The 23,981-nt window shown below is 70.4% G+C and carries 24 protein-coding genes; 4 read left to right on the forward strand and 20 right to left on the reverse strand.

Translation table 11 applies throughout. From position 1 onward, the window contains the following. Positions 1-21: 21 nt before the first annotated feature. Together ABT112_RS16035 and ABT112_RS16040 are read left to right on the forward strand one after the other, a co-directional pair. Positions 22-867, forward strand: coding sequence for a helix-turn-helix domain-containing protein (locus ABT112_RS16035; protein WP_351509883.1), 846 nt, complete (start codon positions 22-24; stop codon positions 865-867). After that, positions 846-1,058 carry a DUF397 domain-containing protein gene (locus ABT112_RS16040; protein ID WP_351509885.1) on the forward strand — a complete coding sequence of 71 codons (213 nt, stop codon included), beginning with the start codon at positions 846-848 and terminating at the stop codon, positions 1,056-1,058. The genes ABT112_RS16035 and ABT112_RS16040 overlap by 22 nt, the downstream gene beginning before the upstream one ends. A 104-nt stretch (positions 1,059-1,162) precedes the next feature. Here ABT112_RS16040 and ABT112_RS16045 read toward each other — a convergent pair whose 3' ends face one another. Next, positions 1,163-1,753: a hypothetical protein gene (locus tag ABT112_RS16045; RefSeq protein WP_351509887.1), complete on the reverse strand. Its 591-nt coding sequence runs from the start codon at positions 1,751-1,753 to the stop codon at positions 1,163-1,165. Between ABT112_RS16045 and ABT112_RS16050 the strand changes: the two genes are divergently transcribed. Continuing rightward, the gene (locus ABT112_RS16050; RefSeq protein ID WP_502975354.1) at positions 1,734-3,110 is read left to right on the forward strand and encodes a sensor histidine kinase; all 1,377 of its coding nucleotides are present in this window, start codon (positions 1,734-1,736) and stop codon (positions 3,108-3,110) included. The genes ABT112_RS16045 and ABT112_RS16050 overlap by 20 nt on opposite strands. Next, entirely contained in the window at positions 3,107-3,769 is a 663-nt protein-coding gene (locus ABT112_RS16055; RefSeq protein ID WP_351509892.1) for a response regulator, read from the forward strand. Before ABT112_RS16050 ends, ABT112_RS16055 begins: the two co-directional genes overlap by 4 nt. 228 nt (positions 3,770-3,997) lie before the next feature. Here the strand turns inward: ABT112_RS16055 and ABT112_RS16060 are convergent, their stop codons facing one another. The 19 genes from ABT112_RS16060 to rho form a co-directional block, all read right to left on the reverse strand. Next, positions 3,998-4,474 (reverse strand): DUF2550 domain-containing protein, encoded by a 477-nt coding sequence (locus ABT112_RS16060; RefSeq protein WP_351509894.1) that lies wholly within the window; start codon positions 4,472-4,474, stop codon positions 3,998-4,000. Positions 4,475-4,625: 151 nt separating this feature from the next. Continuing rightward, positions 4,626-5,003, reverse strand: coding sequence for a F0F1 ATP synthase subunit epsilon (locus ABT112_RS16065; RefSeq protein WP_351509896.1), 378 nt, complete (start codon positions 5,001-5,003; stop codon positions 4,626-4,628). A gap of 124 nt (positions 5,004-5,127) precedes the next feature. Further along, complete coding sequence (gene atpD, locus ABT112_RS16070) at positions 5,128-6,570, reverse strand: F0F1 ATP synthase subunit beta (RefSeq protein WP_351509898.1); 1,443 nt, start codon at positions 6,568-6,570, stop codon at positions 5,128-5,130. A gap of 5 nt (positions 6,571-6,575) precedes the next feature. Next, a complete protein-coding gene (locus tag ABT112_RS16075; protein ID WP_351509900.1) occupies positions 6,576-7,493 on the reverse strand; it encodes a F0F1 ATP synthase subunit gamma in 918 nt (305 codons plus the stop codon). 2 nt (positions 7,494-7,495) lie between these two features. After that, entirely contained in the window at positions 7,496-9,067 is a 1,572-nt protein-coding gene (gene atpA / locus ABT112_RS16080) for a F0F1 ATP synthase subunit alpha (RefSeq protein ID WP_351509902.1), read from the reverse strand. A 143-nt stretch (positions 9,068-9,210) separates the two neighbouring features. After that, positions 9,211-10,026 (reverse strand): F0F1 ATP synthase subunit delta, encoded by an 816-nt coding sequence (locus ABT112_RS16085; RefSeq protein ID WP_351509904.1) that lies wholly within the window; start codon positions 10,024-10,026, stop codon positions 9,211-9,213. Then, the gene (locus tag ABT112_RS16090) at positions 10,023-10,565 is read right to left on the reverse strand and encodes a F0F1 ATP synthase subunit B (RefSeq protein WP_351509906.1); all 543 of its coding nucleotides are present in this window, start codon (positions 10,563-10,565) and stop codon (positions 10,023-10,025) included. Before ABT112_RS16090 ends, ABT112_RS16085 begins: the two co-directional genes overlap by 4 nt. 41 nt (positions 10,566-10,606) lie before the next feature. Beyond that, entirely contained in the window at positions 10,607-10,858 is a 252-nt protein-coding gene (locus tag ABT112_RS16095) for an ATP synthase subunit C-like protein (protein ID WP_351509907.1), read from the reverse strand. 78 nt (positions 10,859-10,936) lie between these two features. Continuing rightward, positions 10,937-11,737, reverse strand: coding sequence for a F0F1 ATP synthase subunit A (atpB, locus tag ABT112_RS16100; RefSeq protein ID WP_502975360.1), 801 nt, complete (start codon positions 11,735-11,737; stop codon positions 10,937-10,939). A 279-nt stretch (positions 11,738-12,016) separates the two neighbouring features. After that, on the reverse strand, positions 12,017-12,454 hold the full coding sequence (locus ABT112_RS16105; protein ID WP_351509912.1) for a Cg1360 family ATP-synthase-associated protein: 438 nt from the start codon (positions 12,452-12,454) through the stop codon (positions 12,017-12,019). 277 nt (positions 12,455-12,731) lie between these two features. Continuing rightward, positions 12,732-14,105 carry an MraY family glycosyltransferase gene (locus ABT112_RS16110; protein ID WP_351510013.1) on the reverse strand — a complete coding sequence of 458 codons (1,374 nt, stop codon included), beginning with the start codon at positions 14,103-14,105 and terminating at the stop codon, positions 12,732-12,734. A 127-nt stretch (positions 14,106-14,232) separates the two neighbouring features. Further along, entirely contained in the window at positions 14,233-15,525 is a 1,293-nt protein-coding gene (gene glyA, locus ABT112_RS16115) for a serine hydroxymethyltransferase (protein WP_351509914.1), read from the reverse strand. A 481-nt stretch (positions 15,526-16,006) separates the two neighbouring features. After that, positions 16,007-16,696 carry an arsenate reductase/protein-tyrosine-phosphatase family protein gene (locus ABT112_RS16120; RefSeq protein ID WP_502975355.1) on the reverse strand — a complete coding sequence of 230 codons (690 nt, stop codon included), beginning with the start codon at positions 16,694-16,696 and terminating at the stop codon, positions 16,007-16,009. Further along, positions 16,693-17,340, reverse strand: coding sequence for an L-threonylcarbamoyladenylate synthase (locus ABT112_RS16125; RefSeq protein WP_351509916.1), 648 nt, complete (start codon positions 17,338-17,340; stop codon positions 16,693-16,695). Before ABT112_RS16125 ends, ABT112_RS16120 begins: the two co-directional genes overlap by 4 nt. Positions 17,341-17,411: 71 nt before the next feature. Then, positions 17,412-18,317 carry a peptide chain release factor N(5)-glutamine methyltransferase gene (gene prmC, locus ABT112_RS16130; RefSeq protein ID WP_351509918.1) on the reverse strand — a complete coding sequence of 302 codons (906 nt, stop codon included), beginning with the start codon at positions 18,315-18,317 and terminating at the stop codon, positions 17,412-17,414. A 59-nt stretch (positions 18,318-18,376) separates the two neighbouring features. Then, a complete protein-coding gene (prfA, locus tag ABT112_RS16135; RefSeq protein ID WP_351509920.1) occupies positions 18,377-19,453 on the reverse strand; it encodes a peptide chain release factor 1 in 1,077 nt (358 codons plus the stop codon). A 117-nt stretch (positions 19,454-19,570) separates the two neighbouring features. After that, the gene (gene rpmE / locus ABT112_RS16140; RefSeq protein WP_351509923.1) at positions 19,571-19,789 is read right to left on the reverse strand and encodes a 50S ribosomal protein L31; all 219 of its coding nucleotides are present in this window, start codon (positions 19,787-19,789) and stop codon (positions 19,571-19,573) included. A gap of 193 nt (positions 19,790-19,982) precedes the next feature. Beyond that, entirely contained in the window at positions 19,983-21,104 is a 1,122-nt protein-coding gene (locus tag ABT112_RS16145) for an LCP family protein (RefSeq protein ID WP_351509925.1), read from the reverse strand. A gap of 639 nt (positions 21,105-21,743) precedes the next feature. Further along, a complete protein-coding gene (rho, locus tag ABT112_RS16150) occupies positions 21,744-23,759 on the reverse strand; it encodes a transcription termination factor Rho (protein ID WP_351509927.1) in 2,016 nt (671 codons plus the stop codon). Between the last annotated feature and the right edge of the window lie 222 nt (positions 23,760-23,981).

Raw genomic sequence — 23,981 nt, forward strand, 5'->3', positions numbered from 1 at the left:
GTGGGACGAGAGGTTTCGAACGTGAAGTTCCAGTCGCAGTCACTGACCCCCGACCGCTCCGCACGGCACTTCTACGGCGCGGAGATGCGTCGGCACCGCGAGGCGGCGCAGCTCTCGCTGGTGCAACTGGCCAAGATCGTGAACTCCAGCAAGAGCGGCCTGGCACGCGTCGAGACCGCCGAACTGATGCCCCCGCCGGAGCTGTCGAGGGCGCTGGACGCGGCGTTCGGAACCGACGGCCTCTTCGCCCGGCTGTACGACCTGGCGAAGCGGGAGGCGCATCCGGATCAGTACCGGCGGTACATGGACTTCGAGGCCAGGGCCACGGACATCGAGCAGTACGGGGCGCAGGTTCTTCCGGGTCTCCTGCAGACTCCCGGCTATGCCCGCGCGTTCCTCGGCTGCCAGCCCGACCTGGCTCCGGAACAGTTGGAGGAACGGGTCGCGGCCCGGATGGCTCGGCAGGAGCGTCTGAGGTCCGAGTCACCTCCGTGCCGCTGGGCAGTACTCGATGAATCCGTACTCCGACGCAGAGTCGGCGACCGGAATTGCATGCTCGAGCAACTGGCCTCCCTACTCGAACAAGTGGATACTCCGGTCAGCAGGGTGCAGGTCATGCCCTTCGATGCCGGAGAACACCCTTTGCTCGGCGGCTCGTTGACCGTACTCACCCTGGCGGACGGCCCCGCCGTGGCGTACGAGGAGGGCATCGAGGCCGGTCACCTCTACGAAGATCCAGAAGCAGTGAAGAAGCGCCGACGCCGATACGATGTGCTGCGCGCGAACGCCCTCTCGCTGGCAGAGTCGGCGGCGTTGATTCGATCGGCGATGGAGGAGTACCAGCCATGCGAAACACCCTCGACCTGAGCACCGCTAACTGGCGCAAGAGCAGCTACAGCAACTCCAACGGCGGCGAGTGCGTCGAGGTCGCCGACGGAATCACCGGCCTCATCCCCGTCCGCGACAGCAAGAACCCCGACGGCCCCGCCCTCGTCTTCCCCGCCGCCTCCTGGGCGTCATTCGTCGACGCCGTGCGGGACGGCTCGCTGTCCGGCTGACGCCCCCTGGGCATCCGTACCCACGACACCCGGCTCCCCGCCCCCGTCCGGGGCGGGCAGCCGGGTTCGTCGTCTCCGCTGCGGAAGTCACCGACGCTCGCGCGTCACCGGCCCGAACTCAGCTCCTTCTCGCGGCTTTCCGCGGCCACCTCGCCCCCGCCCGCCGGGCCCTTCTTCGGCCAGAGCGTGTAGCTGCCGGCGATGAGGAGGTTGATGCCGATCAGCCAGCCCATCCTGGTCTGCCATGCCCGCAGCGACTCGGTGTTCCCGTCGTCGCCCACGTAGAGCGCCGCGCACTGGAGGAGGCCGATGGCGACGACTCCGGCGAGGATCCAGCGGCCTGCGGTCTTCCACTCGTGCACCGTGCGTGCCATCCCGTACTTCGGCGGCTTGGCCGGCTTCGGCGCGCCCGAGAAGCGGTGCGCGAAGTGCCCGTCCGCCCACTTGATCAAGTGGTGGCCCATGGCGACGGTGAAGCCGATGTAGACGGCCGCCAGACCGTGCTTCCAGTCCGGCTCCGCGCCGTTCTTCAGGTCGATCGCGGTGACCACCAGCAGCACCAGTTCGAGCAGCGGCTCACACAGCAGCACCGCCGCTCCGGTCCGGGGCATCTTGGCCAGATAGCGCAGGCTCAGGCCTCCGGCCAGCAGCAGCCAGAAGCCGACTTCACAGGCGATGATCAGCGTGACGATCACGACGGGGACCTCCTCGCGGTTCCCCTCCAGCATCGCCGCGGTCCGGGCCCCGTTCGTCGTCGCCAGTGACGAACCGCCACTGCATCCTTCGATGTACCCGGTCTCACCCCCCGCGTGGAGGCGCCGGGCCCTGCCGGGCGTGTTGGATGGCGGGGTGCCCCTCTCCTTCGCCCGCCCACACCGTGACGACGTGCTGCTCGCCGCCGGCGGGCTGCTCAGCGGTGTGCTGCTGTGGTCGCTCGGGCTGCACAGCTGGGGAGGGCGCTCGCTCCTGCCGGTCTGGACCGCGCTGATCCCGATCGCGGTGACCGCCGCGACCGAGCTGTTCCGCCGGTCCGCGCCGCCGGTCGCCCTGCTGGTCGCCACCGCCGCGATGATCGGCGACCAGTTCACGACCGGCAGTCTGGCGACGACGATGATGTTCACCGACGTCATGTACGCCGCCGTGGTCTACGGGACACCCGCGTCCGCCCGCCGCATCCCGGTGATCACCGGCTTCATCACCGTCGCCACGACCCTGGTGGCGCTGGTCTGGATCCGGCAGCCGGAGGCCCTGCTCATCGGCGTGTTGACCGGTCTGGTCACCTACGGCCCGGCCTCGACCGGCGCCTCCATCCGCAATCACCGCGACGCCGCGGAGGCCGCGCGGCTGCGCGCCGAGCAGACCGCGCTGCTCGCCGAGATGGACCGCCGGGAGGCCGTGACCGCCGAGCGCTCCCGGATGGCCCGCGAACTGCACGACCTGGTCGCCAACCACCTCTCCGCCATCGCCATCCACTCCACCGCCGCGCTGTCCATCGGCGAGCCGAAGGCGGCGAACGAGGCGCTCACCGTGATCCGGGAGAACAGCGTCCAAGGACTGGCCGAAATGCGCCGCCTCATCGGGCTGCTCCGCGACCCGGATGCCGCGGAGGCCCCCACCGCCGCCCCCACGCTCGACAGCCTCGACGCCCTGCTGGACCAGGCGCGGACGAACGGCACCGGCAGCGGACTGACCTTCGCGCTGGACGACGGCCGCGCCCCGGAGCAGGCCCTTCCGGCGCCCGTCGAGCTGGCCGCCTACCGGATCGTGCAGGAATCCCTCACCAACGCGCTCAAGCACGCCTCCCCCGGCGAGGTGGCCGTCCGCATCGCGCGGGGGCCCGGCGGCCCGCTGACCGTCCTGGTGACCAGCGAGGCCGGGGACCGTTCCGGCCCGCGGGCACCCGGCTCGGGCTCCGGGCTCGTCGGGATGGAGGAGCGGGTGGCGCTGCTCGGCGGCACGTTCGCAGCCGGCCCCGCCACGGCCGCCGGCCACCGGAAGATCTGGCAGGTCCGCGCCGAACTGCCCGTCGACGAAGGAGTCCCCGTCCCGTGACCATCCGCGTGCTCGTGGCCGATGACCAGTCCGCCGTCCGGGCGGGTCTGGTGCTGATCCTGCGCTCCGCCGCCGGCATCGAGGTGGTGGGCGAGGCGGCGGACGGCGAGGAGGCCGTCCGGCTCGCCCGCGAGCTCCGGCCCGATCTGGTCCTGATGGACGTCCAGATGCCCCGGCTCGACGGGGTCTCCGCCACCCGGCGGATCGTCGCCGAGCAGCTGGCCGACGTCCTGGTGCTCACCACCTTCGACCTGGACGAGTACGTCTTCGGCGCGCTCCGCGCGGGCGCCGCCGGGTTCCTGCTCAAGGACAGCGACGCGGCCGGGCTGATCGAGGGCGTCCGCACCGTGGCCCGCGGCGACGGTCTGATCGCTCCGGCGGTGACCCGCAGGCTGATCACGGAGTTCGCCGCCCCCCGCGCGGCACCCGCGCCGACCGCGGAGGCCCCCGATCCGGCGGTTCTCGACGCGCTGACCCGCAGGGAGCGGGAAGTGCTGGTGTGCATCGGCGAGGGCCTGTCGAACGCGGAGATCGCCGTCCGGCTGACCATGGCGGAGGCGACGGTGAAGACCCATGTGAGCCGGCTGCTCGCCAAGCTGGAGCTGCGCAGCCGGGTGCAGGCGGCCGTCCTGGCACGGGAGTTGGGCGTGGGCCGTTAGGGCGCATGTCCAGCAGTTGGAAGCGCCGGCAGTTGGGGGCGCCGACCACTGGGGGGCGGTCCAGCCGCTATGGGGCGTGTCCAGCCGTTGGGGGCGTGTGCGCCGGGACCGTGCGCGGTGGGCCGTCCGACGGGCGGGAAGTCGTCGCGAGCCTTCGGCCCTGCGAGAGGCCATGGTCCGGCTGAGGCTTCGGACCTGTGGCGGGGTCCGGGGCCCGGAAGAGAAGAATCAGGCCACGTTCACACGCTGGCCCGGAGGTGCCGCTTCCAGCCAGGCCAGGAAGCCGGTGAGGGCGTCCTCGCTCATGGCGAGCTCCAGATGGGTGCCGCGGTGCAGACAGCGGAGCACGATGGCGTCGGACAGCAGCGCCAGCTCCTCCTCGCCCTGCGGGGTCCGGCGCGAGAGAACCTCGATCGCGGAGCGCTCCAGCACCCGGCGCGGGCGGAGCGCGTAGGAGAAGACCCGGAACCACTCCACCCGGTCGCCGTTGTAGCGCGCCACCCCGTACACCCAGCCCCGGCCGCCGGGCTCAGGCCCGGACAGGCCGGCCTCGGCCTCGTCGGTGGTCCCGGCAACGTTCCAGCGCAGGCTGCAGTCGAACGTCCCGCCCGACCGCTGGATCAGTCTCCGGCGCAGGCCGAAGACGAACAGCCCCAGCAGTACGAGCGCGATGCCCACACTGCTCAGCAGCAGTGCGAGGAACATCTGCACCGACCTCCTCGCCTCATCTCGCCGGGCCAGTATGACCTCGGGATCCACCTCAGCCGCGGACCGTCCTGGAGGAGTCCAGGCCGGTCCGCGGCTGAGGAAGCACCCCCGGACCGGGTCCGGGGGAGAGTGTCGTGTCGCCGGGCCGTCAGCGGCTGCCCGTCGCCGCGACCAGCCGGATCTCGGCGCGCCGCTCGGCGGCGGCGTCCGTGTCCGACTTCGCTCGCTCCAGGGCGCGCTCCGCACGGGCGACGTCGATCTCGTCCGCCAGCTCGGCGATCTCCGCCAGCAGGGAAAGCTTGTTGTCGGCGAACGAGATGAATCCGCCGTGCACCGCCGCGACGACAGTACCGCCGCCACTCGTACGGATGGTCACCGGGCCGGACTCCAGCACACCGAGCAGCGGCTGGTGGCCGGGCATGACGCCGATGTCACCCGATGTGGTACGTGCGACGACCAGGGTGGCCTCGCCGGACCAGACACTGCGGTCCGCGGCGACCAGCTCGACGTGCAGCTCAGCAGCCAACGTGGCTCCTCGGGTCTCCGCCTGCCGTGGCAGGCGTCCAGTAAAGGACTGGGGTGTCAAGAGTAACGGGCGCGGATGTCAGGGGCGGGGCGGGCCCGCCCCTGACACCGTTCGAGCACGGGGCTCAGGAGACGCCGAGCTCCTTGGCGTTCTTCTTGAGGTCGTCGAGACCACCGCACATGAAGAAGGCCTGCTCCGGGAAGTGGTCGTACTCGCCGTCGGCGATCGCGTTGAACGCGGCGATCGACTCGTCGAGCGGCACGTCCGAACCGTCCACACCGGTGAACTGCTTCGCCGCGTGGGTGTTCTGCGACAGGAACCGCTCGATACGACGGGCGCGGTGGACGACCAGCTTGTCCTCCTCGCCCAGCTCGTCGATACCGAGAATCGCGATGATGTCCTGGAGGTCCTTGTACTTCTGCAGGATCCCCTTGACGCGCGAGGCGCAGTCGTAGTGCTCCTGCGTGATGTAGCGCGGGTCCAGGATGCGGGACGTCGAGTCCAGCGGGTCCACCGCCGGGTAGATGCCCTTCTCCGAGATCGGCCGGGAGAGCACCGTCGTCGCGTCGAGGTGCGCGAAGGTGGTCGCCGGGGCCGGGTCGGTCAGGTCGTCCGCCGGCACGTAGATCGCCTGCATCGAGGTGATCGAGTGACCACGGGTCGAGGTGATGCGCTCCTGCAGGAGGCCCATCTCGTCCGCGAGGTTCGGCTGGTAACCCACCGCGGACGGCATACGGCCGAGCAGGGTGGACACCTCGGAACCGGCCTGGGTGAAGCGGAAGATGTTGTCGATGAAGAACAGCACGTCCTGCTTCTGCACATCGCGGAAGTACTCCGCCATGGTCAGACCGGCCAGCGCGACGCGGAGACGGGTGCCCGGGGGCTCGTCCATCTGGCCGAAGACCAGCGCGGTCTTGTCCAGAACGCCGGACTCCTCCATCTCACCGATGAGGTCGTTGCCCTCACGGGTGCGCTCACCGACGCCGGCGAACACGGAAACGCCCTCGTGCAGCTTGGCCACACGCATGATCATTTCCTGGATGAGGACCGTCTTGCCGACGCCCGCACCACCGAACAGACCGATCTTGCCGCCCTTGACGTACGGGGTCAGCAGGTCGACGACCTTCAGGCCGGTCTCGAACATCTCGGTCTTGGACTCGAGCTGGTCGAACGCCGGGGCCTTGCGGTGGATCGTCCACCGCTCGGACTCGTTGCCGTTCTCCTCGGGGAGGTTCAGCACCTCGCCGAGGGTGTTGAACACCTTGCCCTTGGTGAAGTCACCGACCGGGACGGTGATGCCGTTCCCGGTGTCGGTCACCACAGCCTGGCGGACCAGACCGTCGGTGGGCTGCATGGAGATCGCACGGACCACACCTTCACCGAGGTGCTGGGCAACCTCGAGGGTGAGGACCTTCTGCTTGCCGTCCTCGGCCGGGTCGGCGACCTCGACGGTCAGTGCGTTGTAGATGTCCGGCATCGCGTCGACGGGGAACTCCACGTCGACGACCGGGCCGATGACCCGCGCGACGCGGCCCGTCGCCGTGGCCGTCTCAACAGTGGTGGTCATAGTTGTCAGTCACTCCCCGCGGTCGCGTCGGCCAGGGCGCTCGCGCCACCGACGATCTCGCTGATTTCCTGGGTGATGTCGGCCTGGCGGGCCGCGTTGGCAAGCCGCGTGAGCGACTTGATGAGCTCTTCGGCGTTGTCGGTCGCCGACTTCATCGCACGGCGGCGGGCGGCGTGCTCGGAAGCGGCCGACTGCAGCAGAGCGTTGTAGATCCGGCTCTCGACGTACCGCGGCAGCAGGGCGTCGAGGACGTCCTCCGCCGACGGCTCGAACTCGAACAGCGGAAGGATCTCGTCCTTGCCGCCCTCCGGCTTCTGCTCCGTCGCGTCGAGGCTGAGCGGCAGCAGACGGTTGTCCACCGGCTGCTGCGTCATCATCGACACGAACTCGGTGAAGACGATGTGGAGCTCGTCCACGCCGCCCTCGGCCGTGTCCGCGACGAAGGACTCGATCAGCGGAGCGGCCACCTTCTTGGCGTCCGCGTACGTCGGACTGTCGGTGAAGCCCGTCCAGGATTCCGCGACCTTGCGCTCACGGAAGCTGTAGTAGGCCACACCCTTACGCCCGACGATGTACGGCACGACCTCCTTGCCCTCGGCGGTGAGGCGCTGGGTCAGCGCCTCGGCCGCCTTGATGGCGTTGGAGGAGTAGCCGCCGGCCAGACCGCGGTCGCTCGTGATGAGCAGGACCGCGGCGCGGACCGGACGGTCCGCCTCGGTGGTCAGCGGGTGCTTGTCGTTGGAGCCGGTCGCCACCGCCGTCACCGCGCGCGTCAGCTCACGGGAGTACGGAGTGGAGGCCGCCACCTGCCGCTGCGCCTTGACGATGCGGGAGGCGGCGATCATCTCCATCGCCTTGGTGATCTTCTTCGTGGCGGTGACGGACTTGATCCGGCGCTTGTAGACGCGAATCTGGGCGCCCATACTCAGCCCTCACCCAGGAGCTTGCCGTCCGCGGTCTCGAACTGCTTCTTGAAGCTCGCGATCGCGTCGGCCAGCGCCTGCAGCGTGTCGTCGGACATCTTCGCACCCTCGCGAATGCTGGTCAGCAGACCCTTGTGCTCGCGGTGCAGGTAGTCGAGGAGCTCCCGCTCGAAGCGGCGGATGTCCCCGACCGGCACGTCGTCCATCTTGCCGGTGGTGCCGGCCCAGATGGAGACGACCTGGTCCTCGGTGGAGAACGGCGCGTACTGGCCCTGCTTCAGCAGCTCGACCATGCGCTTACCGCGCTCCAGCGACGCCTTGGAGGCCGCGTCCAGGTCGGAACCGAAGGCGGCGAACGCCTCCAGCTCGCGGTACTGGGCGAGGTCCACACGGAGACGGCCGGAGACCTGCCGCATGGCCTTGTGCTGCGCGGAGCCACCGACACGGGAGACCGAGATACCCACGTTCAGCGCCGGGCGCTGGCCCGCGTTGAACAGGTCGGACTCCAGGAAGCACTGGCCGTCGGTGATGGAGATGACGTTGGTCGGAATGAACGCCGACACGTCGTTCGCCTTGGTCTCGACGATCGGCAGACCGGTCATCGAGCCCTTGCCCATCTCGTCGGAGAGCTTGGCGCAGCGCTCCAGGAGGCGGGAGTGCAGGTAGAAGACGTCACCCGGGTAGGCCTCACGGCCCGGCGGGCGGCGCAGCAGCAGGGAGACGGCGCGGTAGGCGTCGGCCTGCTTCGAGAGGTCGTCGAAGACGATCAGAACGTGCTTGCCCTGGTACATCCAGTGCTGGCCGATGGCCGAGCCGGTGTAGGGGGCGAGGTACTTGAAGCCGGCCGGGTCGGACGCCGGGGCGGCGACGATCGTCGTGTACTCGAGGGCACCGGCCTCCTCCAGCGCGCCGCGCACGGACGCGATGGTGGAGCCCTTCTGGCCGACGGCGACGTAGATGCAGCGGACCTGCTTGTCCGGGTCGCCGGAACGCCAGTTGTCGCGCTGGTTGATGATCGTGTCGATCGCCAGGGCGGTCTTGCCCGTCTGGCGGTCGCCGATGATCAGCTGACGCTGGCCGCGGCCGATCGGGGTCATGGCGTCGACGGCCTTGAGGCCGGTCTCCATCGGCTCGTGCACCGACTTACGGGCCATGACGCCCGGGGCCTGCAGTTCGAGGGCACGGCGGCCCTCGGTCTCGATCTCGCCCTTGCCGTCGATCGCGTTGCCGAGGGGGTCGACGACGCGACCCAGGTAGCCGTCGCCGACGGCCACGGACAGGACCTCACCGGTGCGCGTGACCGGCTGGCCCTCCTCGATACCGCTGAACTCGCCGAGGACGACCGCACCGATCTCGCGCTCCTCGAGGTTGAGGGCGAGACCGAGGGTGCCGTCCTCGAACTTCAGCAGCTCGTTCGCCATGGCCGAGGGAAGGCCCTCGACCTTCGCGATGCCGTCGCCGGCAACGCTGACCGTACCGACCTCCTCGCGCGAGGCCGCGTCCGGCTTGTACGCCTGGACAAAGTTCTCCAGCGCGTCCCGGATCTCCTCCGGCCGGATCGTGAGCTCCGCCATCTGGGTTCCCTGCTCTCCTTGTTGGGCCCGAAGTGTTCTCTGGGGGGTACGGGGGTGTCACCCCCCGAGATGTCACTGCGACTACGGCCCAACTCGGGCCGCTAACAGTACGTTTTCTACAGCTGCTTTTGAGTTGGTGACCGTCAGCCGGCCATCCGCCGACTCGCCTCTTCGAGGCGGTCCGCGATGGTCCCGTTGATGACCTCGTCGCCGACACGGACCTGGATCCCGCCGAGGACCTCGGGGTCCACGTCGAGGTTCAGATGCATCGGGCGGCCGTACAGCTTCGAGAGGGCGGCGCCGAGGCGCTGCTTCTGCCCGTCACTGATCGGCACCGCCGAGGTGACGACCGCGACCATGCGGTCCCGGCGCTCCGCGGCGAGCTTGGAGAGGGCGTCGAGCCCTCCCTCCAGGCTACGGCCCCGCGGATGTGTCACAAGACGCACCACGAGACGCTCGGTGACCGGGTTGGCACGCCCGCCGAGCAGGGTGCGCACCAGCTCCGCCTTGGCGGACACGGTGGCGACCCGGTCGGTGAGCGCGGCCCGCAGCTCCGGCGTGGAGGAGACGATCCGGCCGAACCGGAACAGCTCGTCCTCGACGTCGTCCAGGGCGTCGCTCCGCTGGGCCGCGACGAGGTCGGCGATGTTCGCCAGCTCCTCGAGCGCGTCCACCAGCTCACGGGAGCGCGACCAGCGGGAGCGGACCATGCCGGAGACCAGGTCGACGGTCTCGCCGCCGACCTGGCTGCCCAGCAGCCGAGCGGCGAGCTCCGCCTTGGCCTCACCGGGCTGCGACGGGTCGGTGAGGACCCGGCGCAGCGACACCTCGCGGTCGAGCAGCCTCGTGACGGCGGCCAGCTCCTCGGCGAGCTTCGCGGCGTCGACGGACGTGTTGTCCGTCAGCGCGTCGAGACGCTCACGTGCGGAGGCCAGTGCCTCGCGGCTCGCTCCATTCATCGGGTGGCCTCGGCCTTCTCCTCGAGCTCGTCGAGGAAGCGGTCGATCGTGCGGCTCTGCCGGGCGGAGTCCTCGAGGGACTCGCCCACGAGCTTGCCGGCCAGGTCGGTGGCGAGCTTGCCCACGTCCTGGCGCAGCGCCTGAGCCGCCTGCTTGCGGTCGGCCTCGATCTGCGCGTGACCGGCAGCGATGATCTCCTCACGCTGCCGCTGGCCTTCCGCGCGCATCTCGGCGATGAGCGCGGCGCCCTGCTCCTGCGCCTCCTGGCGCAGACGGGCAGCCTCGTGCCGTGCCTCGGAGAGCTGAGCCTTGTACTGCTCGAGCACCTCCTGGGCCTCGGTCTGGGCTTCCTCGGCCTTGGCGATCCCGCCCTCGATGGCCTCGCGCCGCTCGTCCAGAACCTTGTTGATGTTCGGGAGGAGCTTCTTGGCGAGGAAGAAGAAGACGATCGCGAAGGCGAGGAGGCCGATGACGATCTCTGGGATCGCCGGGAGGAGGGGGTTCTGCTCCTCCTGCGCCAGGTGTACCAGAGCGCTCACATCAATGCCTTTCGTCGAATCGGGCGGGACGTACGCCGCGATTACTTGTACGGGTAGACGAACGGCATGACCAGACCGATCAGCGCGAGCGCCTCACAGAGGACGAAGCCGAGAATCTGGTTGGCACGGATCAGACCGGCGGCCTCGGGCTGACGGGCCAGGGCCTGGGTGCCGTTACCGAAGATGATGCCGACGCCGACGCCGGGGCCGATCGCCGCGAGGCCGTAGCCGATCGAACCGAGGTTGCCCTTGATCTGGACAGCGTCTGCGGCGAGGGTCTGGAGAGCGGACATGCCGATTCTTCCTTCTCTTTCACGGACCGGTGGGGGTTGGCCACCGGACGCCTATCGGGTTTGGGAGCTGGCTGCTGATCAGTGGTGCTCGGCGAGAGCACCCTGGATGTAGTTGCAGGCCAGGAGGATGAAGACGTATGCCTGCAGCGCCTGGATGAACAGCTCGAAGGCGGTCAGCAGGATGACCATGACGAACGAGACGCCGGCGTACGCGATACCGATGCCGTTGAGCATGTACCAGCTGGCGATGGTGAAGATCAGCAGCAGGACGTGACCGGCGAACATGTTCGCGAAGAGCCGCACCGCGTGGGTGAACGGCCGGATCAGCAGGTTCGAGAAGAACTCGATCGACATGACCACGGGAAGAACCGGGCCGAGCGACTTGTCGTAGCCGCCAATGTTCTTCAGGCCACCGACGAAGCCGTGCCGCTTGAAGGTCAGGCTGACCCACAGGACATACACGATCGCCGCGAACGCGACCGGGAATCCGATGATCGAAGGCGCAGGGAACTGGGCGAACGGAACAATGGCCCAGAGGTTCATGATCCAGATCAGGAAGAACAGCGAGACCATGAGCGGGACGTACTTCTCGCCCTCACGCTTGCCGAGCGTCTCGTAGACCACGCTGCGCCGGACGAAGTCGAGACCGGCCTCGCCGACCATCTGCAGCTTGCCGGGGATGAGCTTCGGCTTGTTGAACGCCGCCCAGAAGAACGCGACCACGATGATCGTGCTCAGCAGCGCCAGCAGCATCGGCTTGTTGAACTCGATGCCGCCGGCCTCGAACATCGGCTTGAAGACAAAGGAGTGCAGGCCAGGGGACACTTCATTGAAGCCGCACCCGTCGAAGATGTGGCAATCGGTCTCGAAGGCGAGCATCTGGTCAGCACTCACCGCGAGCTCCTTCAGCGTGGCGCATGGGTACGGCAACCTCGTTGTGTCGGCACGGCACGGAGCCGCGGGTCGGCACTGGACTGGTCTTACGAATGTGAGGGCGGCTGGTCGGCACCTGGCCGAGTGGCCTGAAAGGCATCAGCTGCATGGGCTGCCGGTTCCGTCCCGTGAAAGTGGGGGACTCAGCCGCCTGCGCCCGCGATGCCGCAGTTGGCACCGGACGATAGCAGGCGCTCAGGCCCGTGTTTATTCCGGCCCTACCTGTCACGCCGTCGACCCTGTCGGCTCGGACTTCCGGCTCTCGGCGGACGCGGGCTCGACGTAGAGGATCTTGGCCTTCATGTGGGCACGCACCTGTGCTCCGACCCAGGTCAGCGTCGCGGCGATCAGCGCAATCGCGAAGGCCCGGGGATTGAACAGCGTGGTGTTCTTGAACACGGCCATGAACACGAAGAGCAGCAGAATCTGCGTCGTGTAGAGCAACAGGCCCATGGCCTGGAACAGATGAGGGAACGTGCGCGCGGTCCGCTGCAGAACGAGCAGCCCGATCCCCATGAACAGGGAGACCACCACCACACCGACCGCCGCGCCGATAGCCCCCTTGCCGCCGGCCAGTACGAAACCGACAACGACGGCGATCACGCCGACTGCGGCCGTGGGCACGGCGGTTCGTAGGAGCATGCGGGCGTCGTTCTCAGGCATGGCGGCAACTCCGGCGGGAGACGGGGGCACGAGTGTCGTCATGGACGAGCGTAGGGCCCGGCCGAGGGCGCACCTCACAGCAACGGACCGTTGCGGGACGGCCCTTCTGCTCTAGCACCGGGTTTCGTGAACGGTATCACAAACTATTTGATGAGGTCTTTACCTAGCCGGTGTGCTACCCGTCACACATACGAGCTAACCCGCGCACCAATGAGCTGACGCCCTTTGGAATGTCTGCTAAGGGGCAGCATGTCCGGGTTTCATCGTGTCCCTTTTGTTACCAGTTGCGGGAGCGGGCGCCGATCGCTGTGGCACCGTTCACGCCCGCCGGCATCGGGGCGAGCTCCTCGCCCTCGCGCCGCTCCGCCTCCCCGTCGGTGCCCGAGACGGCCGTTCCGGAAGCCGCGGCGTCCGCCGGAGCAGCGTCGGAGGCGAGTGCTCCGGGCCCCGACGCCGCCACCGTCGACTCCCCGCCGCTGCGGTAGCGCGGCGGGATGAACGCGTAGGCCCAGCGCGGTGCCTTGGGGGTGAAGCGCGGCATCAGGAGCAGCACCAGTCCCAGGGCGCTCAGCGCGACGATCACCAGCAGTATCCACACGCTGGCCGAGTTGACCGAGTACGCGACCGCGCCGAAGGCGATCAGCGCCGACCAGAAGTACATGATCAGGACGGCCCGGCTGTGGGAGTGGCCGATCTCCAGCAGCCGGTGGTGCAGGTGCCCGCGGTCGGCGACGAAGGGCGACTGGCCCTTCCAGGTGCGGCGGACGATCGCCAGGACCAGGTCGGCGACGGGGACCATCAGCACCGTCAGCGGCAGCAGCAGCGGAATGTAGACCGGCACCGTGGCGTGGACCGCCGCCCGCTCCGAACCGGTGAACAGCTTCAGGGCGTCCGGGTCGACCTGGCCCGTGATGGAGATCGCGCCCGCGGCCAGCACCAGGCCGATCAGCATCGAGCCCGAGTCCCCCATGAAGATCCGCGCCGGGTGCATGTTGTGCGGCAGGAAGCCCACGCACATGCCCATCAGGATGGCCGCGAACAGGGTCGCCGGGGCCGCCGCCTCCAGGCCGTAGCCGAACCACATGCGGTACGCGTACATGAAGAACGCCGCCGCCGCGATGCAGACCATGCCCGAGGCGAGGCCGTCCAGGCCGTCCACGAAGTTCACCGCGTTGATGGTGATGACCACCAGGGCGACGGTCAGCAGCGTGCCCTGCATCGGGGTGAGTGCGACCGATCCCACACCCGGCACCGGGATCCACAGGATCGTCAGACCCTGCATCACCATCACGCCGGCGGCGATCATCTGCCCGCCGAGCTTGATCAGGGCGTCGACGCCCCACTTGTCGTCCAGCACGCCGAGCAGCCAGATCAGGGCGGCGCCGGAGAGCAGCGCCCGTGGCTCGTTGGACAGTTCGAACACCTTGCGGACGTCGGCGAGGTGCGCAGCGACGAGCAGACCCGCGCACAGCCCTCCGAACATGGCGATGCCGCCGAGTCGCGGCGTCGGCTCGCGGTGCACGTCACGGGCGCGGATCTCCGGCATCGCACCGGCCGCGATGGCGAACTTGCGCACCGGTCCGGTGAGAAGATAGGTGACCGCGGCCGTCACGCACAGCGTCAGCAGGTATTCACGCACGGGCTGCCCCAGGGGTTTCGCTGGCCATCTCAGCCCCTCACCCTAGCTTCTCGCGGGAGGGCTGCCGGGGTGGCCGGAACACGGCTGCACATGAGGTGGGACACCCCGGACCGGCTCGACGGTTCCACGGCCCCTCCCGCTACGCGGCCACGGGCGCAGGGTACGGCGGGAAGGCCGCCGCCAGCTCGGCCGCGCCCGGCCCGGCACCCGGGTCCTCCCGCAGGGCCGCCCCGAGCAGCTTCGCGATCCGTGCCATCTCCGCCTCCCCCATCCCCTGGGTCGTCACCGCGGCACTGCCCAGCCGGATGCCCGTCGCCCGGGCGGGCGGGGCGGCCCCGCAGGGCAGCGAGCAGGTGTCGAGCACCAGCCCCGCCGCGGCGCAGCGGCCGCGGGCGGTGCGCCCGTCCAGGCCCAGCGGTGCCACGTCCGCCGTGATCAGGTGGGTGTCGGTGCCGCCCGTGGTGATCGCCAGGCCCTCCGCCGCCAGCCCGTCGGCCAGTGCCCGCGCGTTGGCGACCACCTGGTGGGCGTAGGCCGCGAAGGCGGGGCCGGCCGCCTCTCCGAAGGCCACCGCCTTGGCGGCGACGGTGTGCATCTGGGCGCCGGCCTGGGTGAACGGGAAGACCGCCCGGTCGATCCGTTCGGCGAGCCCGGTGCCGCACAGCAGCAGACCGCCCCGGGGCCCGCGCAGCACCTTGTGCGTGGTGGCGCAGACCACATCGGCGTACGGCACCGGGCTGGGTGCCGCTCCCCCGGCGACCAGGCCGATGGGGTGCGCCGCGTCCACGATCAGCGAGGCGCCGGCCTCGTCCGCGATCTCCCGGAACGCGGCGTAGTCGGGGTGCCGCGGGTAGGAGATCGAGCCGCAGACGATCGCCTTCGGCCGGTGCCGGCGGGCCAGGGAGCGGAGCGCGGCGTAGTCGATCACGCCTGCCTCCGGGTGGCCGGCCGGGTGCACTCCGTATCCGACGAAGTCGAACCACCGGCCCGAGAAGTTCGCCGGGGAGTCATGGGTGAGGTGGCCGCCCTGGGGCAGCGCCATGGCCAGCACGGTGTCGCCGGGGCGCAGGAGAGCGGCGTAGGCGGCGAGCACGGCGGAGGATCCGGAGTGCGGCTGGACGTTGGCGTGCGGGGCGCCGAAGAGCGCGGTGGCCCGTTCGGCGGCGAGCCGTTCGGCGAGGTCGACCAGCTCGCACCCGCCGTGGTGGCGGGCGCCCGGATAGCCCTCGGCGTACTTGTTGGCGAGGGGGGAGCCGAGTGCCGCGAGCACCGCGGGGGAGGTGAAGTTCTCCGCCGCGATGAGCTGGAGCCCGGCCGACTGGCGTTCGAGCTCGGCGAGCAGCAGCCCGGCGAGCTCGGGGTCCTGGCGGCGCAGCGCGTCGAAATCGGGGCCCCAGTGGGTGCGTGTGGTGTCCGCGGTGCTGACCGGCATGGCTGACTCCGGGCATGGAGGGGTGGTCCGGTGCCGGGGCCGGGAGGGCTCACCGGCGCCCGTCGCGCCCGGTACGGCACCTCGCTGCGGTGCCGGAGCCGTCCGGTGGCGGGACGGCCCGCCGCCCGGGACGGCTCCCCCGCCGCCTCGGGAGGTGACCCGGTCCCGGACGCCGTGAACGCTTCGGCGGACCTTCCCGGTCACAGCACTAGCCAATGTAGGACCGCAGCGCCGTCACCGCAGGTGCGCGGCGTGGAGCACCGCTGGGGGGCGTGTCCGGGCGGGCCACCTCACCCGTGGCGGGCCGCCTCACCCGTGCCGGGCCGCCTCACCCGTGCAGGAGCGGCGGCAAGGGCGGCCGTCCGCGCAGGCGCTCGGTGCGGACGCGTCGGCTCCGTACGAGGGCACCGAGGAGAGCGTCCGACGCGAGGCACGCTCAGCGGAGACCGTCGCTCGGAGCCGTCGCCTCCCGGGAAGCGCCTCAGCCCCGCGCGGAGACGCCCGTGAGCGCCGTGACCACCGGGTCGAGTGCCTGGTTGATCTCCTCGCCGATGCTGCGGAAGAAGGTGATGGGGGCGCCGTACGGGTCGTACACCTCGTCGGCCTCGGGGCTGGGGGCCAGCAGCCAGCCCCGGAGTGCCGCCGCGGCACGGACCAGGGAGCGCGCCCGGTCCACCACCGCGCCCGCCGGTTCCGGGTCGGGCAGCGTGGCGGGGTCTATGGCGCGCACCAGCCGGGTGAACTCCTTCAGCGTGAAGGTCCGCAGCCCCGCGGAGTGACCCATGGAGATGACCTGCGCCCGGTGGTCGCGGGTGGCCGTCAGCACCAGGTCGGCGCGGATGACGTGCTCGTCGAGGAGCTCCCGGCCGGTGAATCCGTCCGGGTCCGCGCCGAGGTCGCTGAGCACGGTGGCGGCGTGGGCCTCCATGGGAGCCCCCTCGTGCCCCCAGGTGCCCGCGCTCTCCACGATCAGGCCGCGGGTGCCGTGCGGGCCCAGGGGCTCGCCGAGGCGGTCCGCGAGGGCATGCCGCGTCAGCCGCTCGGTGATCGGCGAGCGGCAGACGTTGCCGGTGCTGACGTGGAGGATGCGGAAGGTGCCGCGCGCGGCGCCGGTGCCGTCCGCACCGGCCGCGCCACGATCCGCTATGCCACGCCCCTCAGGGAGTGTCAATTGGCCACCTCGAGGTCGGGTACGACCTCCCGGAGCTGCTCGGCGCTGATCGCGCCCGCGCGCAGCAGCACCGGCACGCTGCCGGTGACATCGACGATCGAGGACGGCACGGCGGCCGGGGTGGTGCCCCCGTCGAGGTAGACGGAGACCGCGTCGCCCAGCATCTCCTGGGCGGCGTCGCAGTCCTGCGGGGCCGGGTGCCCGGTGAGGTTCGCGCTGGAGACCGCCATCGGGCCGAACTCGGTGAGCAGCTCGATCGCGACCGGGTGCAGCGGCATCCGCACGGCGACGGTGCCCCGGGTCTCCCCCAGGTCCCACTGGAGCGACGGCTGGTGCCGGGCGACCAGGGTGAGGGCGCCCGGCCAGAAGGCGTCGACGAGCTCCCAGGCCTGCTCGGAGAAGTCCGTGACCAGCCCGTGCAGGGTGTTCGGGGAGCCCACCAGGACCGGCGAGGGCATCTGGCGGCCGCGGCCCTTGGCGGCCAGCAGGTCGCCGACGGCCTCGGAGCTGAAGGCGTCCGCGCCGATGCCGTAGACGGTGTCGGTGGGCAGCACGACCAGCTCGCCACGGCGGACGGCGGAAGCGGCTTCCCGCAGACCGGTTTTGCGATCGGTCGCGTCGGTGCAGTCGTAACGCCGTGCCATCTAACGGGCCTCCCTGTTCCGGGGCTCCTGCTGGGTCTGCTGTCGTCCGGCCGCTGTCGCGGCGAGGGGCGTCACGGCGTGGCCCTGCGCGCCGTGGCGAACCGCGGACGGTTGTTGAGGTCCGGGTGGTCGGCCGCGTCGGCCCAGCCCCGCTCCTCGGTGAAGATCCACGGCACCTGGCCGCCCTGGGTGTCGGCGTGCTCGACGACGACCACCCCGCCGGGGCGCAGCAGCCGGTGGGCGGTGCGCTCGATGCCGCGGATGGTGTCGAGACCGTCCTCGCCGGAGAAGAGCGCCAGCTGGGGGTCGTGGTCGCGGGCCTCGGGGGCGACGTACTCCCACTCGGTGAGCGGGATGTACGGCGGGTTGGAGACCACCAGGTCGACCTGGCCGTCCAGCTCCGGGAGCGCACTGAAGGCGTCCCCCTGGTGCAGCCGCACCCGCGAGCCCTCGACGTTCTTGCGCGCCCAGCGGAGCGCGCCCTCGTCGAGCTCGACGGCGTGCACCCGGGACCGCGGCACCTCCTGGGCCAGCGCGAGCGCGATGGCGCCCGAGCCGGTGCACAGGTCGACGATGAGCGGCTCGACGACGTCCATGGCGCGCACCGCGTCTATCGCCCAGCCGACCACCGACTCCGTCTCCGGCCGGGGGACGAAGACACCGGGGCCGACCTGGAGCTCCAGGTAGCGGAAGAAGGCGCGGCCGGTGATGTGCTGGAGCGGCTCGCGGGCCTCCCGGCGGGCCACCGCCTCCCAGTAGCGGGCGTCGAAGTCGGCGTCGGACACCGCGTGCAGCGCGCCGCGCTTCACCCCGTGCACGAACGCCGCCAGCTCCTCCGCGTCGAAGCGGGGCGAGGGGACGCCGGCGTCGGCCAGCCGCTGGGTGGCCTGCGCCACCTCGGCGAGCAGCACCGAGCGCGGGTGCGGCTCACGACGGAGCGGCTGGGGGTCGTGGTGCCCCCCGGACTGTTGCGACATCCGGTCCTCCGACGACGGCTCAGGGTTGACGGCTTGCGGGTGGTGCGGCGGACCGCGCCCTACTGGGCGGCGGCCAGCTTGGCGGCGGAGTCGGCGTCGACGCAGGCCTGGACCACCGGGTCCAGCTCACCGTCGAGCACCTGGTCCAGGTTGTACGCCTTGAACCCCACCCGGTGGTCGGAAATGCGGTTCTCCGGGAAGTTGTACGTCCGGATGCGCTCGGAGCGGTCGACGGTGCGGACCTGGCTGCGGCGGGCGTCCGCGGCCTCCTTCTCGGCCTCCTCCTGCGCCGCGGCGAGCAGCCGGGCGCGCAGGATGCGCAGCGCCTGCTCCTTGTTCTGGAGCTGGCTCTTCTCGTTCTGGCAGGAGGCGACGACGCCGGTGGGGATGTGGGTGATGCGCACCGCGGAGTCGGTGGTGTTGACCGACTGGCCGCCGGGGCCGGACGAGCGGTAGACGTCGATCCGCAGGTCGTTGGCGTTGATCTCGACGTCGACGTCCTCGGCCTCGGGCAGCACGAGCACGCCCGCGGCGGAGGTGTGGATGCGGCCCTGCGACTCGGTGGCGGGCACCCGCTGGACCCGGTGCACCCCGCCCTCGTACTTGAGCCGCGCCCAGACGCCCTGGCCGGGCTCGGCGGTGGCGTTGCCCTTGAGCTTCACCGCGACCTGGACGTCCTTGTAGCCGCCGAGGTCGGACTCGTTGGCCTCGATGATCTCGGTCTTCCAGTTGTGGCGCTCGGCGTAGCGCAGGTACATGCGCAGCAGGTCGCCGGCGAAGAGCGCGGACTCGTCGCCGCCCTCCCCCGCCTTGATCTCGAGGATGACGTCCTTGTCGTCGCTGGGGTCGCGCGGGACGAGCAGCAGCCGCAGCTTCTCGGTCAGCTCCTCGCGCCGCTGCTCCAGCTCCTTGACCTCGGCCACGAAGTCCGGGTCGTCGGCGGCGAACTCACGCGCGGTCTCGATGTCGTCGCCGGTCCGCTTCCAGGACCGGTAGGTGCCGACGATCGGTGTCAGCTCCGCGTACCGCTTGTTCAGCCGGCGCGCGTTGGCCTGGTCGGCGTGGACCGCGGGGTCGGCGAGCTGCTTCTCCAGATCGGCGTGCTCGCCGATCAGTTCCTCGACCGCCTCGAACATCGGGACTCGTTCCTTGAGTGAAGGGCTGGATGCGTGGGTTGCCTGGGCCTGCGGGACGACAAAGCGCCGGTCCGGTCACCCCTGTGCGGGGCGACCGAGGACCGGCGCTGCGGGTCGCTACTTCTTGCCAGCGGCCTTGCCGAAGCGGGCCTCGAAGCGGGCCACGCGGCCACCGGTGTCGAGGATCTTCTGCTTGCCCGTGTAGAACGGGTGGCACTCGGAGCACACGTCGGCGCGGATGGCGCCCTCGGTGACGGTGCTACGGGTGGTGAACGAGGCTCCGCAGGTGCAGCTGACCTGGGTGTCCACGTACTCCGGGTGGATGTCGCGCTTCAAGGGATTCTCCTAGGTTCGGGAGGGCTCCGGGTCGTACAGGCGGGATACCTGTGCGTGAACCGGGGCCGACATACCAGTCTGCCAGCACTGGCCGTATCTCCCAAAACCGGGGGTCGGCCGCATCTATTCCACCGGCCGCGCCGATGGTCCGGTCACCGTCGGTGACCTGCCGGAACAGTGTTCCGGGCGGGCGTCAAGAGCTCTTGACGACCTTGGAGGCATCCGCCTTGTCACCGGCCGCGCCCTTGGTCGCCGACTCCGGTATCGGGCGGTCCTTGCGCAGGGCTTCCCAGACCTGCGCGCCCTTCTTCTCCAGCGGGATGACGCGGTTGGGGTCGGCCGGGTCGTACGTGACCGGCATCGTCACCATGTTCATGTCCTTCGGACCGATGCCCTGGAGGCCCTTGGCGAAGCCGAGGAGGTCGTCGACGGAGGCGAGGGAGGAGTCGGTGGTGACGGTCCGGGTCGCGGTGTCCGCCAGGCCGTAGAGCTTGGACGGGCTGCCGAACAGGTCGACGTTCTCCGCCTGGTGGATCAGCGCCTTGACGAAGGCCTGCTGAAGCTGGATCCGGCCCAGGTCGCTGCCGTCGCCGACGGCGTGCCGGGTGCGGACCAGGCCGAGGGCCTGCTCGCCGTCCAGGGTGTGCCTGCCGGGCTGCAGGTCGAGCCGGCTGCTCTTGTCCTGGATCGGCTTGCCGGTGGTGACGGGCACCCCGCCGAGCTTGTCGATGAGCTTCTTGAAGCCGGTGAAGTCGACCTCGAGGTAGTGGTCCATGCGGATGCCGGACAGCTTCTCGACGGTCTTCACCGAACAGGCCGGACCACCGATCTGGTACGACTCGTTGAACATGGCGCGCTCGGCGGCCGGCGAGGTCCCGCCGCCGGTCTTCCGGCACTCGGGGCGGCTGACGATGGTGTCGCGCGGGATGCTGACGACGCTGGCCTTCTTGTGCCCCTTGGAGACGTGCAGCACCATCGCGGTGTCCGCGCGGGCGCCGCCGCCGTCGTCCCCGTACTTGCCGTTGGTGCCCTGGCGGGAGTCCGAGCCCATGAGCAGGATGTCCATCGAGCCGTTGTCGGCGTTCTTCGGACGGTCGGTGCCCAGCGCGGAGTTGATGTCCACGCCCTTGAGGTTCCCGTTGAGCTGGAAGTAGGCGTAGCCGAGACCCGCGCCGGAGAGCACCGCCGCGCCGGCTGCCGACCAGGCGACGACCGTCAGGACCTTCCGGCGGGTGCCGTGCACCTTCCGCCGCCGCCCGGTGGGCCGTATTCGGCCAGGTCCCGAACCGGATGCTGTCGTACCTTCGTCGGCCATGTGTTCCTCAGTCCTCGCAATGCTGTTCGGCCGTCCTGCTACCCCCTGCCGAGACGGTCAGGCGTGGAAAGTCGTCATCTGTCAGGACGACGGCTCACCCAGCAGGGTGGCACGGGCGCGTTAAGGAGCCTCTCAGCGCGCGACGGCACACGGAGGGCGGACGGCCGGTGGCGCACGCCGGGTCTCACCTGCGGTTTCGACCGGAGAAAAGGGGCGCTTTCCGGCCAGATCCGATCTTGACGGATGTGGCCAACGTCTCTCCGGGACCCTCTTGCCGACGAGGAAGACGGCCGTCGTCGCGGGCCGCACCACGGCGGGGTGACGGCCATCGGGCCCGGGAAGGGCGCAGGCGCCCGGGTGACGCCCTCGATCGGCCAACGCGGGCCGGGACGGCGGGAGATGGCGCCCGCGGCCGCTCGCGGCGGCCCTGGGGCCCGGCGTCAGGTCCCGCGCCGGGGCCTGATGTCACGTCCCGCCCCGGCGCCCCGACCGCGGCCGGGCAGTCCCGTCACGGGCGTCCCGACCGCGGCTCAACAGTCCCGTCACGGGCGTCCCGACATGCACCAGGGCCCTCCGTCACCGCATGGTGAGGGAGGGCCCCGGATGTGGCCGGCGGATGAGACGCCGTCAGCCGGTGACTCAGTCGTTGCCGTTGTTCATGCCCGGCGTCGTCTTCTGAATCTGGAGCAGGAACTCCGCATTGCTCTTGGTCTGCTTCATCTTGTCCAGGAGCAGCTCGATGGCCTGCTGCGAGTCGAGCGCGTGCAGCACCCGGCGCAGCTTCCAGACCACGCCCAGCTCCTCGCTGCCGAGGAGGATCTCCTCCTTGCGGGTGCCGGAGGCATCCACGTCGACGGCCGGGAAGATGCGCTTGTCGGCGAGCTTCCGGTCGAGCTTGAGCTCCATGTTGCCGGTGCCCTTGAACTCCTCGAAGATCACCTCGTCCATCCGCGAGCCGGTCTCGACCAGCGCGGTGGCCAGGATGGTCAGCGAGCCGCCGTCCTCGATGTTCCGCGCGGCACCGAAGAAGCGCTTCGGCGGGTACAGCGCGGTCGAGTCGACACCACCGGACAGGATGCGGCCGGAGGCGGGGGCCGCGAGGTTGTACGCACGGCCCAGACGGGTGATGGAGTCCAGCAGCACGACCACGTCGTGGCCCAACTCCACCAGACGCTTGGCGCGCTCGATGGCGAGCTCCGCGACGGTGGTGTGGTCCTCGGCCGGACGGTCGAAGGTCGAGGAGATGACCTCGCCCTTGACCGACCGCTGCATGTCGGTGACCTCTTCCGGACGCTCGTCGACCAGGACGACCATCAGGTGGCACTCGGGGTTGTTGTGCGTGATCGCGTTGGCGATCGACTGCATGATCATGGTCTTGCCGGCCTTCGGCGGCGAGACGATGAGACCACGCTGGCCCTTGCCGATCGGCGCGACCATGTCGATGATCCGCGTGGTCAGTGCGCCCGGCTCGTTCTCCAGGCGCAGCCGCTCCTGCGGGTACAGCGGCGTCAGCTTGTTGAACTCCGGGCGGCCGCGGCCGGTTTCGGGCGCCATGCCGTTGACGGAGTCCAGCCGCACCAGCGCGTTGAACTTCTCGCGGCGCTCGCCCTCCTTCGGCTGCCGGACCGCGCCGGTGACGTGGTCGCCCTTGCGCAGGCCGTTCTTGCGGACCTGGGCGAGCGAGACGTACACGTCGTTCGGGCCCGGGAGGTAGCCGGAGGTGCGGATGAACGCGTAGTTGTCGAGGATGTCGAGGATTCCCGCGACGGGGATCAGGACGTCGTCCTCGGAGACCTGCGGCTCGTTGCCGAAGTCGTCGCGGCCGCGACGGCCACGGCGGTCGCGGTACCGACCGCGGCGCCCGCGCCGGCCGCCCTCGAAGTCGTCGTCGTCCTGCTGGCCGCCGCCACCGCCGCCACCGCGGTTGTCCCGCTGCTGGCGGTTGCCGCCGCCCTGGTTGTCGTCGCCGCCCTTGCCGCGGCGGTCGCGCTGGCCCCGCTCGCGGCGGTCGCCCTTCTGGCCCTGACCGCCCTGACCGCGGTCCTGGCGGTCGCCGCTCTTGGAGCGGCCCTCGGCGGCGTCGGCGGCGTTCTCGGCCTTGGCGTCGGACTTCGCCTCGACGCGGGCCTCGACCTTGGTGTCGGTGCCGCTCTCGGCGGCCTCGGGGCTGCCCGCCTGCGCGGTGGCGCGGCGCCGGCGGCGCTCGCCGGCCGGCTGCTGCTCGTCGCTGGCCGGCTGGCCCGGGATGTCGATCTGCTGCTGGGCCACGGCCTTCGCGGCCGGCGCGTCGGCGCTCTGCTCCCCCTCGCCCGTACGGGCCTTGGAGGTGGTGCGGCGCTTGGGCTTGGTCTCGCCCGAGGCCGCGGCGGAGGCAGCGGTGTCGCCCTTGGCGGGGGCCGAGGAACCCCCGGCCTGCTTCTCCTTGATGACCTCGATCAGCTGGCTCTTGCGCATCCGCGCGGTGCCCTTGATGCCGAGGCCGGAGGCGACCTGCTGCAGCTCGGCCAGGACCATGCCGTCGAGGCCGGTGCCGGAGCGGCGACGCTTGGGGGCAGCACCGGTGGCAGGCGCGGCAGGAGCGTCCGTGGCGGGCGCGGAGGCAGCGCCGACGGAGTTGTCGGCAGTCACGCCCATCAGATCGGTGGTGTCGCTCACGAAGGGTCCTTCCCTGGAGCGGGCGTCGGCCTGTCTGGCTCGGCGACCGGTTGTGCTGTCCGGCTGCGGTCCTTGGGTTGCGGACCGGCCGGGGCGGTGGTCCGCCGGTACGGCGGAGAGATCAATTGATAATTCCGGCGCATTGCGCCGACTCCGGAGCGTGCTCGAATCTGCTCAGGCAGGCTGCTCAGGCAGTTTGGGAGGCTCCCGGAAGAGGGGTGG

This window comes from Streptomyces sp. NPDC002055 (assembly GCF_040296705.1).
Classification (GTDB): Bacteria; Actinomycetota; Actinomycetes; order Streptomycetales; family Streptomycetaceae; genus Streptomyces.

Excerpts from the sequence above, each read along its gene's own strand:
- glyA (WP_351509914.1), bottom strand. The coding sequence starts at position 15,525 with ATGCCGGTCAGCACCGCGGACACCACACGCACCCACTGGGGCCCCGAT.
- ABT112_RS16105 (WP_351509912.1), bottom strand. The coding sequence starts at position 12,454 with ATGCCTGAGAACGACGCCCGCATGCTCCTACGAACCGCCGTGCCCACG.
- atpB (WP_502975360.1), bottom strand. The coding sequence starts at position 11,737 with ATGCTCGCCTTCGAGACCGATTGCCACATCTTCGACGGGTGCGGCTTC.
- ABT112_RS16125 (WP_351509916.1), bottom strand. The coding sequence starts at position 17,340 with ATGGCACGGCGTTACGACTGCACCGACGCGACCGATCGCAAAACCGGT.
- ABT112_RS16060 (WP_351509894.1), bottom strand. The coding sequence starts at position 4,474 with ATGTTCCTCGCACTGCTGCTGAGCAGTGTGGGCATCGCGCTCGTACTG.
- ABT112_RS16095 (WP_351509907.1), bottom strand. The coding sequence starts at position 10,858 with ATGTCCGCTCTCCAGACCCTCGCCGCAGACGCTGTCCAGATCAAGGGC.
- ABT112_RS16075 (WP_351509900.1), bottom strand. The coding sequence starts at position 7,493 with ATGGGCGCCCAGATTCGCGTCTACAAGCGCCGGATCAAGTCCGTCACC.
- atpA (WP_351509902.1), bottom strand. The coding sequence starts at position 9,067 with ATGGCGGAGCTCACGATCCGGCCGGAGGAGATCCGGGACGCGCTGGAG.
- atpD (WP_351509898.1), bottom strand. The coding sequence starts at position 6,570 with ATGACCACCACTGTTGAGACGGCCACGGCGACGGGCCGCGTCGCGCGG.
- ABT112_RS16040 (WP_351509885.1), top strand. The coding sequence starts at position 846 with ATGCGAAACACCCTCGACCTGAGCACCGCTAACTGGCGCAAGAGCAGC.
- ABT112_RS16085 (WP_351509904.1), bottom strand. The coding sequence starts at position 10,026 with ATGAATGGAGCGAGCCGCGAGGCACTGGCCTCCGCACGTGAGCGTCTC.
- ABT112_RS16050 (WP_502975354.1), top strand. The coding sequence starts at position 1,734 with ATGATCAGCGTGACGATCACGACGGGGACCTCCTCGCGGTTCCCCTCC.
- prfA (WP_351509920.1), bottom strand. The coding sequence starts at position 19,453 with ATGTTCGAGGCGGTCGAGGAACTGATCGGCGAGCACGCCGATCTGGAG.
- prmC (WP_351509918.1), bottom strand. The coding sequence starts at position 18,317 with ATGTCGCAACAGTCCGGGGGGCACCACGACCCCCAGCCGCTCCGTCGT.
- ABT112_RS16145 (WP_351509925.1), bottom strand. The coding sequence starts at position 21,104 with ATGGCCGACGAAGGTACGACAGCATCCGGTTCGGGACCTGGCCGAATA.